The following is an 8,075-nucleotide window of genomic DNA, read 5'->3' as shown; positions in this document are numbered from 1 at the left end:
TTTATTTGTCATACGTCAAATTTAGTATACCAAAAACCGTTATCCAATAAAACAGCCTATTGACAAAGTATTAGCTGGTTTAATGCGTTTATCTTGCTGCTTGCGGGTTGTCAGCATCACCAGCGGAGACGTCGTGCTCATGCTGCTTGCGGTATTGGCCCGGCGTCAGTCCGGTTTCCTTCTTGAACTTGCGGATAAAGTTTGGCGCATCCAGATAGCCGACGCGTTCGATGATGATTTGCAGCGGCTCGCTGGTGGTCAGGAGCAGACGCTTGACCTCGTTCATGCGGAGCAGCCAAATGTATGCCGTAAAATTCATGCCGGTTTTGTCCTTGAAGCTCCGGCTGAGATAAGAGGCCGAAACCGAAAAACGCAGCGCGACATGCTCCAGGCTCAGCGTGTAGTCGGCGTAATTCTGGTCGACGTATGACACCAGATCGTCGATCAGGGAAGGCTGGCTGATTTCGGTCTGATGCTTGACCTGCTTGCCAACCTCGCCTGCCAGCAGCGCCAGCTTGCCCTCGAATTCCTCCAGCGTGTCAAAGGAGGCTAGCGCGGGTACCCGGCTAAACACATCGGTCATGCCGGATTCGGCGGCGGTCCTTAGAATGGTGTTGAGCATATCGAAGCATATCAGCCGGAGCATGGGAACGGGCAGCGATTCCTGCTTGATCTCGTTCAGCATACCGGAGATCATGGATTGCGCCAGCGACTCATTGCCCTGCTTCAAGCTTTGCTCCAGCTTGAGAATGCTTTTGCGCGACAGCCAGAACGTTTCCTTGGATATGCTTTGCGCATGCTGAAGCTGATCAAAATAGGTGATGCCCGGAGCGCCTGGCTTGTGGTAATCCAGAGCGGTGGAGGCTTCAATAAAGGACTGATTGATATGGGACAGGTCTGGATAAATCGAGCCAACCCCGATATGGGGCAGCGTATTCGTTTGCTCCAGCAGGAGCGCCTGAATGCCCTGGAATAGCTTGCGCACCGTTTCCTCCTGCCGTTCCGGGGTTTGCTCCGGCAGCAGCACCATTAGTGCAAAACGCTGCTGAACCGGAAACTCGACGCCATATACCTGGGCATGAAGCTCCGGAAACGCAAGCTGGCCGAGCGATTCAAGCTGAAGTCCGTGATCGCGGCTTCCTTCTTCATCACCGGATTCGGGGTGGTCCCATGTCAAAACGGCTGAGAAATAGGCGCTTCCGGCATCCGGCGGCTCCAGTCCCGTTTCCTTGATCATGCGTTCGATTTCGGGATCGTCCGGCTTGCCATGCTTCAGAAGAAGCATCAGGCATTGATTGCGGACAAAAGGCGTTTGCCAATGGATGCGCGCTTTATAATCCCGTACGGTTTGGGTAATCCATTCCCACTCGTTGCGGACATGATGGGCTTCGTCCCGGCTTCCGGTTTGAAGGCGGGCAAAGTCGATCAAGTTTTTGATAGGGTAATATTGGCGTCTTGCCAAAATAATCGCCGCAATAACGCCGGTAAGGGTGGCGATAGCGAAAACAAGCGTAATCAGCGTCTGAATATGCGCAACCTTTTCGAAAAATTGATAGCTTGGCATGGTGGTGGCGTAGCTCCAGCCGTTTTCCGTAGATTTGACGATGACGACGGATTGCTCTTCGCCGTCCAGCCGTACGCTGTGAATGCCCGTCTCAAGCCCCGCAATGGCGTTTAGTGATTCCCCGGAGAGCGACGCGCCGTTTGTGTTGGAGGTCAAAATATCTCCGGTGGAGGAGAAAATATAGCTGTTTCCCTTAAACTGGTTCAAAATGGTATCCATCAGCCCGGTCAGCTTGCCTTCCTTCAGCAAAAACATAACGGAGCCGTAGGGGTACGGATCGTTGGGCTTGATCGGAATCAGCAGCGTAAGCAGCGATTCTTCCCTGGAATAGATACTAACGGGCTCGGCCGGGCGAATGAGCGGTACATCGGACTCATTAAGCGCTTTCAACAGGTCGGCGCTGCTCCAGTGCTGATAGCGGTAAACCCGTTTAAAAAGAGTGGCGGGACGGGTCATGCCTTCGTAGGAGTAAATTTCATCCCGTGAGCGGTAATGGAGAAACAATTGCTCCACGATGCTGCTATTGGCCGTATAGCTTGCGAGCGCGTTGATGCCCTCGCGGCTGCGGTAAGGATCGCCCATCATATACGGCGTCAGGTTGGCGTCGTAGGAAATGCGGCTGGCGATTTCGTAGAGATCCGACATATGTCCGTCGATCGTCATTTTGACCTGGGTCAGCTGGTTCAGATTGGACCGTTCGATTTCCTGCCGCAAATTGTAGGCGGTATTTTCGTAGATGAACAGGGTTACGCCTGTAAGCGGAACCAGAAAAATAACAATGTAAGAGACCACGTATTTGATCAGCAGTCTGGACTTGTATTGATTCCAATTTTTGCGAATGCCTTGAAGCAGAAGGCTACCGGTTGTTTTGTATGGCTGCACGAAAACGCCTCTCTTTCATCTGAGTACTTAAACATTATAACGTTATATTTATTTTAATGCTAGATTGTGTTAAGCTGTTTTTGAAAATGGCAACTCCAGCTGATGTGACAATGAGAGGAGCAGGGATGGAGTGAAGGATTTTGTATTGCAGCATGTCAGGCTGACAAGCGGCGAAAGCACGGCTATTGCGGTGAAAAACGGAATTATCGTCCATATTGGAGCCGATCTGCCGCCAGATATCGCAGACCCTCGGATAGACGGGAAAGGCGCTTATGTCTCCAGCGGATGGATTGATTTGCATGTGCATGCCGATGCCGATTTGAACCCTTACGGCGACGAAATCGACGAGGTAGGCGTATTGCAAGGCACGACAACGGTTGTCGACGCGGGCAGCTGCGGAGCCGACCGGATCGGAGGTTTGCTGGAACGAAGCCGTTCCGCCAAAACAAATGTGCTTGCGCTGCTGAATATTTCGCATATCGGGCTGACGCGAACCGACGAATTGTCCAGCCTGGAATGGCTGGACGAGAACCGGCTAATGGATGCGGCGGAGCGCTATGCCGAATTTGTTGTTGGCTTGAAGGCGCGAATAAGCAGCAGCGTAGTGAAGGAGCAGGGGCTTGCTCCGCTTGGCCTTGCCCGCCGGTTCGCCAACCGCCTGAACCTGCCCCTTATGGTGCATATCGGCTCGGGGCCGCCCGCGATCAACGATATTTTGCCCCATTTGAGGGGCGGGGATATAATTACGCATGCGTTTAACGGCAAGGCAAACGGCCTTTTCGACATTCAAGGCAAGCCGATTCCTGCACTCTCGGAAGCTCTTGATAGGGGCGTTTTGCTGGATGTGGGGCACGGAACGGCGAGTTTTTCGTTTAAGGTGGCGGAGCGCGCCCTAGCTTTTGGCATTACGCCGGATACCATCAGTACGGACATGTACCGGGGCAATCGGAGGAACGGACCGGTAATAAGCATGGCGCATACGCTGGACAAATTTTTGCAGCTTGGCTATTCGCTGGAGGAAACGATAGAGCGGGTGACAAGCAGGCCCGCGCATTGGCTGGGAAAACCGGAGCTGGGGAGGCTACAGGTTGGCGATCTTGCGAATTTGACTGTTTTTTGTATTCATTCCCGGCAGGTGGAGCTGACCGATTCCGAAGGCGAAATCCGCATGGGAACAAGGCATATTAAACCGGAGGGAGTTGCCGTTAATGGGCAATACATTGCAATCTAAATACGGGCTTAAACGGGTTGTAAACGCAAGCGGGCGCATGAGCATTCTTGGCGTATCCGCGCCAACGGACTACGTCATGGAGGCCATGAAGCAAGGCGGACAGAACTACGTGGAAATGAGCGAGCTCGTCAAGCGCTCCGGCGAATATATCGCCGATATAATGGGTGCGGAAGGAGCCGTTGTTGTCAATTCGGCCTCCAGCGGAATCGCGTTGTCCGTTGCGGCTGTCGTGACCAAGGGGAATGAACGCGCCAGCTTGAGGCTGCATCAGGAGCCTATTTTGAAAAACGAAATTATTATGTTCAAGGGCCATAATGTTCAATATGGAGCGCCGGTGGAAACAATGGTTTATTTGGGCGGAGGCCGGCTGATTGAGGCCGGTTACGCCAATGAAGGACGAGCGGAGCATCTGGAGCAGGCAATTGGAGAGCGGACGGCGGCTATCCTGTTTGTCAAATCGCATCATTGCGTCCAAAAAAACATGATTGGCGTAAAGGAGGCGGCAAAGGTCGCGCAGCGCAACGGCATTCCGTTAATAGTGGATGCGGCGGCCGAGGAGGACATCCACAGCTATGTCAAGCTGGCGGATTTATGCATTTACAGCGGCTCGAAGGCGATCGAGGGGCCAACCTCCGGCATTGTGGCCGGGCGCGAGCCGTTTGTGAGCTGGGTGCGCACGCAATTGCACGGTATCGGACGCAGTATGAAGGTGGGCAAGGAGTCGGTATTTGGCTTGCTGGCCGCGCTTGACGAATACGTTGTCAAAGCGGACAAAAGCGAGGAGGAGAAGCGGGAGCTGGAACGGTTGAAAGTACTGGGGGAGCTTCCCGGCATTTCGGTCTCCATTGTGCAGGACGAGGCGGGGAGGGCTATTTACCGGGGACGGATAACCTTTGATCACGCTGCGGCAGGCGTTACGGCGGCGGAGGCGAACGATCAGCTCCGAGAGGGATACATTGCGGTTTATACCCGGGATTACGGCGTCCGCCAAGGCTACTTCGATCTTGATCCCCGCTCGCTCAAGGGCGACGATCTGGACATTATTATCGGCCGAATCCGGCAAATAGCCGGCGGCGAATAGCTTACGAGCTGAAATGCATTAGAGCTGAAAAGCTGAAGAGCTGAAGAGTTTAAAGCTCAATAGCTCAATAGCTCAAAAACTCAATAGTTCAATAGCCTAAGAGCCCGTGAGCCCAAGAGTCCAAGAGTCCAAGAGTCCAAGAGTCCAAGAGTCCAAGAGCCCAAGAACTCAAAAGCTCAAGAACTCAAGAACTCAAAAGCTCAAGAACTCAAGAACTCAAGAACTCAAGAACTCAAGAACTCAAGAACTCAAAAGCTCAAAACCTCAAAAGTTCAATAGCTCAATAACTCAATAGTTCAATAGCTCAATAGCTCAATAGCCTAAGAGCCCGTGAGCAGTGAGCCCAAGAGTCCTGTAGCTCTAATTGCGACGGACTCATCTTCTGTTGCGGACAAAGATGACCGTTACAAGCTACTTTTGACGGTAATTCAGTTTGTAATGGACATAAACGTCCGTAGCTCCTCTAAATTCGGCCCGTAAGCGCCGTTTTGGAGCTGTAAAGGACACGGGTGACCGTTGCTCAAGAAAAATCCAGCTATTTCAGGCTGTAACGGTCATGAATGACCGCCAAATGATAGAACAAGTCACATAACATAACACGCTAAATAAACAAACGCAGGAGGGGCAATGCATGTCTAGAATGGAAAAAAGGCTGTACAAAAATAGAGCGGCGCTTAACGTGCTGACCGGTACGATGGAAAACGCAGTGCAGATTTTTGAGGCGGCGGAGGGCCATGTCGTGGTGGGGGTGCTGTCCAAAAATTATAACAGCGCCGATGAAGCCGCGGAAGCGATGACGGCTTACGGAGCTCAAATAGAGGACGCAGTGTCGATCGGTCTTGGCGCAGGCGATAACCGCCAGGCTGCCGTTGTTGCCGAAATCGTCCGTCAATACGAAGGCGCGCATATCAATCAGATTTTCCCCGCCGTGGGGGCGACACGCGCCAACCTGGGCGAGCGGGACGGCTGGATCAACGCGCTGGTTTCGCCCTGCGGCAAACCTGGCTATGTCAATATATCGACGGGCGTGTATAGCGCTCAGCTGGAGCAAAAAGCAATTGTGCCGGTAGAAGCGGCAATTGCGCTGGTGCGCGACATGGGCGGCAACGCCCTCAAATATTTCCCAATGCAAGGACTTGCTTGCGAGGAGGAATACCGCGCCGTGGCCGAAGCATGCGGCAAAGCGGGTTTTGCATTGGAGCCAACAGGCGGAATCGATCTCCAAAACTTCTCGAAAATACTTGAAATTGCTTTGGCGGCGGGGGTTCCGCAGGTTATTCCGCATGTGTATACCTCCATTATCGACAAGGAAACAGGCGATACGCGCCCCGGACAGGTTCGTGAGCTGTATGCGGAGCTGCGCCGGCTGGTAGACAAATATGAGTAGAATCGCGGCCTTTGGCGAAGTGATGATGCGGCTGGAGGTTCCCGGCTACAGCACGCTGGCGCAGGAAAACCGGCTGGCGTATTCCTTTTCCGGCAGCGGCGTAAATGTGCTGTCGGCCATGTCCAGGTATGGTCATGATGTTTTTCTGCTGTCCGCATTGCCCGATAATTCGCTTGGGGAAGCGGCCTTTGCCAATTTGCGGAGGCTGGGCTTGTCGACACGGCATATCAAGCGCTCCGGGCAATATATTGGTATGTACGTGCTGGAAAAAGGCTTTGGCGCGCGAGCCAGCAAAGTAACGTACAATGACCGTCAGGGAAGCAGCTTTAATACGGCCGAATTTTCGGATGAGCAGCTTGAAGCGGCGGTTGCGGACGCGGACGTCATTCATTTTTGCGGGATTGCGTTGGCGATGAACGACCGGGTACGAGACAATATGCTGCGGCTGGCGGGAGAGGCCAGGCGCCAAGGGAAAACAATCGTTTTTGATTGTAATTACCGCCCTTCGCTTTGGGGTGAAAACGGTTATGAACGGGCGAAGCCATATTTTCAGCAGCTTCTCGGGCTGGCGGATATTGTATTGATGAACGAAAAGGACGCGATTGGCGTATTGGGCATGTCTACGGCCCGGACGAGCCGGGAGGAGCAATTGGAGGAGTTAATTCCGGCAGTGGCGAAGCAATATAACATCCGGGCAATTGCCGGCACGCACCGCCGGGTGAACGGCGATAACACGCATTGCCTCAAAGGTTTTCTTTATAACGGCAACCGGCTTGTATGGGGCAAGGAGCGTAGCTTCCTCGTTTATGACCGCGTCGGGGCGGGAGACGCATACGCCAGTGGTATTATGGACGGTCTTCTCAGGGAGCTTGCGCCGGAGCAGATAGTGGAGTTTGCCAGCTCCGCTGCCAGGCTTGCCCATACTTTTCCGGGCGATACGCCAATGTCGAGCCGCGAGGAAATTGTTAAAGCGATGAGCTGTGAGACTGGAGACGTAGAAAGGTAGGGGACGTTTGTTGCCTATTACTCGAAAGAATGGTCCGCTTTATTTGCAGATCAAAAAAATTATTAAAGACAGGATTTTGCACGGCATTTATCCGCTCGGAACGAACATACCCCCGGAGCCTCATCTGGAGCAGGAATTTCAGGTGAGCAAAATGACGGTGCGCAACGCTATCCGCGAGTTGGCCGACGAAGGGTACGTAGAGAAAAAAAGCGGAGTGGGAACCATCGTTTTGCGCAATACGTCAACCTCGAAGCTATCCAAGGGCAAACGGTTTACGGAGCTGCTTGTGGAGCAGGGGCATCGGATGGAGAAAACTTTATTGGGCGCAGGAATGATGGGTACCGCCTCCCGGCCGGAGCTGGCGGAGCTGTTTGGACCAAGCTGTCTGTGTGTGGAGCGCCTTTATTTGCTGGACGACAAGCCGTATATCCATTTCCGCCATTACTTGACCCCAACTGCCGATCTGACGCAGGCGGGAGCCTTGGATGCAAGCAAGGGAAACTCCATTTCTTCGCTATATGAATGGCTTGAAGACCAGCATTTCACGCTGGAAAGCTTTCGTGACCGCTTTCTGGTGGAAGCGGCGGACGCCGAAACCTCTGCTTTGCTGGATTTGGATGAAGGAACGCCCGTCCTTAAGCGGCTCCGCTTCTCCTATGACGGCGGAGGGGCATTGATTGAATATAGCGTAGGCATCTATAATACACAACTGCACCCTTACCTCGTCAGCTACGACGCTTGAATCCATAAGCATTTGTTTGTATCAACAAGCCTGGAAACATATACGTTCTTATGTGGCAACAAAAGCCGGCTTCCGCAAAACGCGGGACCGGTTTCTTTTGCATTTTGCCGGGCGTGAAGGTTTAAATCGCAAAAAAGAGATAACCATAATAAATAGCTGGAGGAATAGGTCAAGGGAATAGA

The 8,075-nt window shown here is 52.9% G+C and carries 6 protein-coding genes; 5 read left to right on the top strand and 1 reads right to left on the bottom strand.

Translation table 11 applies throughout. The features are described from left to right. Positions 1-88 precede the first annotated feature (88 nt). Positions 89-2,446: a helix-turn-helix domain-containing protein gene (locus A7K91_RS12955; protein WP_082967444.1), complete on the bottom strand. Its 2,358-nt coding sequence runs from the start codon at positions 2,444-2,446 to the stop codon at positions 89-91. 130 nt (positions 2,447-2,576) lie between these two features. Here A7K91_RS12955 and A7K91_RS12950 point away from each other — a divergent pair, with 130 nt between their 5' ends. The 5 genes from A7K91_RS12950 (at position 2,577) to A7K91_RS12930 (ending at position 7,893) form a co-directional block, all read left to right on the top strand. Beyond that, a complete protein-coding gene (locus A7K91_RS12950) occupies positions 2,577-3,677 on the top strand; it encodes an amidohydrolase/deacetylase family metallohydrolase (RefSeq protein WP_068683314.1) in 1,101 nt (366 codons plus the stop codon). After that, a complete protein-coding gene (locus A7K91_RS12945; RefSeq protein WP_068683312.1) occupies positions 3,655-4,758 on the top strand; it encodes a DgaE family pyridoxal phosphate-dependent ammonia lyase in 1,104 nt (367 codons plus the stop codon). The genes A7K91_RS12950 and A7K91_RS12945 overlap by 23 nt, the downstream gene beginning before the upstream one ends. A gap of 631 nt (positions 4,759-5,389) precedes the next feature. Then, positions 5,390-6,145, top strand: coding sequence for a 2-dehydro-3-deoxy-phosphogluconate aldolase (dagF, locus tag A7K91_RS12940; protein ID WP_068683310.1), 756 nt, complete (start codon positions 5,390-5,392; stop codon positions 6,143-6,145). After that, positions 6,138-7,151 carry a sugar kinase gene (locus tag A7K91_RS12935; protein WP_082967443.1) on the top strand — a complete coding sequence of 338 codons (1,014 nt, stop codon included), beginning with the start codon at positions 6,138-6,140 and terminating at the stop codon, positions 7,149-7,151. The genes dagF and A7K91_RS12935 overlap by 8 nt, the downstream gene beginning before the upstream one ends. Before the next feature lie 10 nt (positions 7,152-7,161). After that, positions 7,162-7,893, top strand: coding sequence for a GntR family transcriptional regulator (locus A7K91_RS12930; RefSeq protein ID WP_068683308.1), 732 nt, complete (start codon positions 7,162-7,164; stop codon positions 7,891-7,893). Positions 7,894-8,075 lie beyond the last annotated feature (182 nt).

This window comes from Paenibacillus oryzae (genome assembly GCF_001675045.1).
Taxonomy (GTDB): Bacteria; Bacillota; Bacilli; order Paenibacillales; family Paenibacillaceae; genus Pristimantibacillus; species Pristimantibacillus oryzae.
Note: the sequence above shows the minus strand (reverse complement) of the source record. Positions and strands in the feature narration are given on the sequence as shown.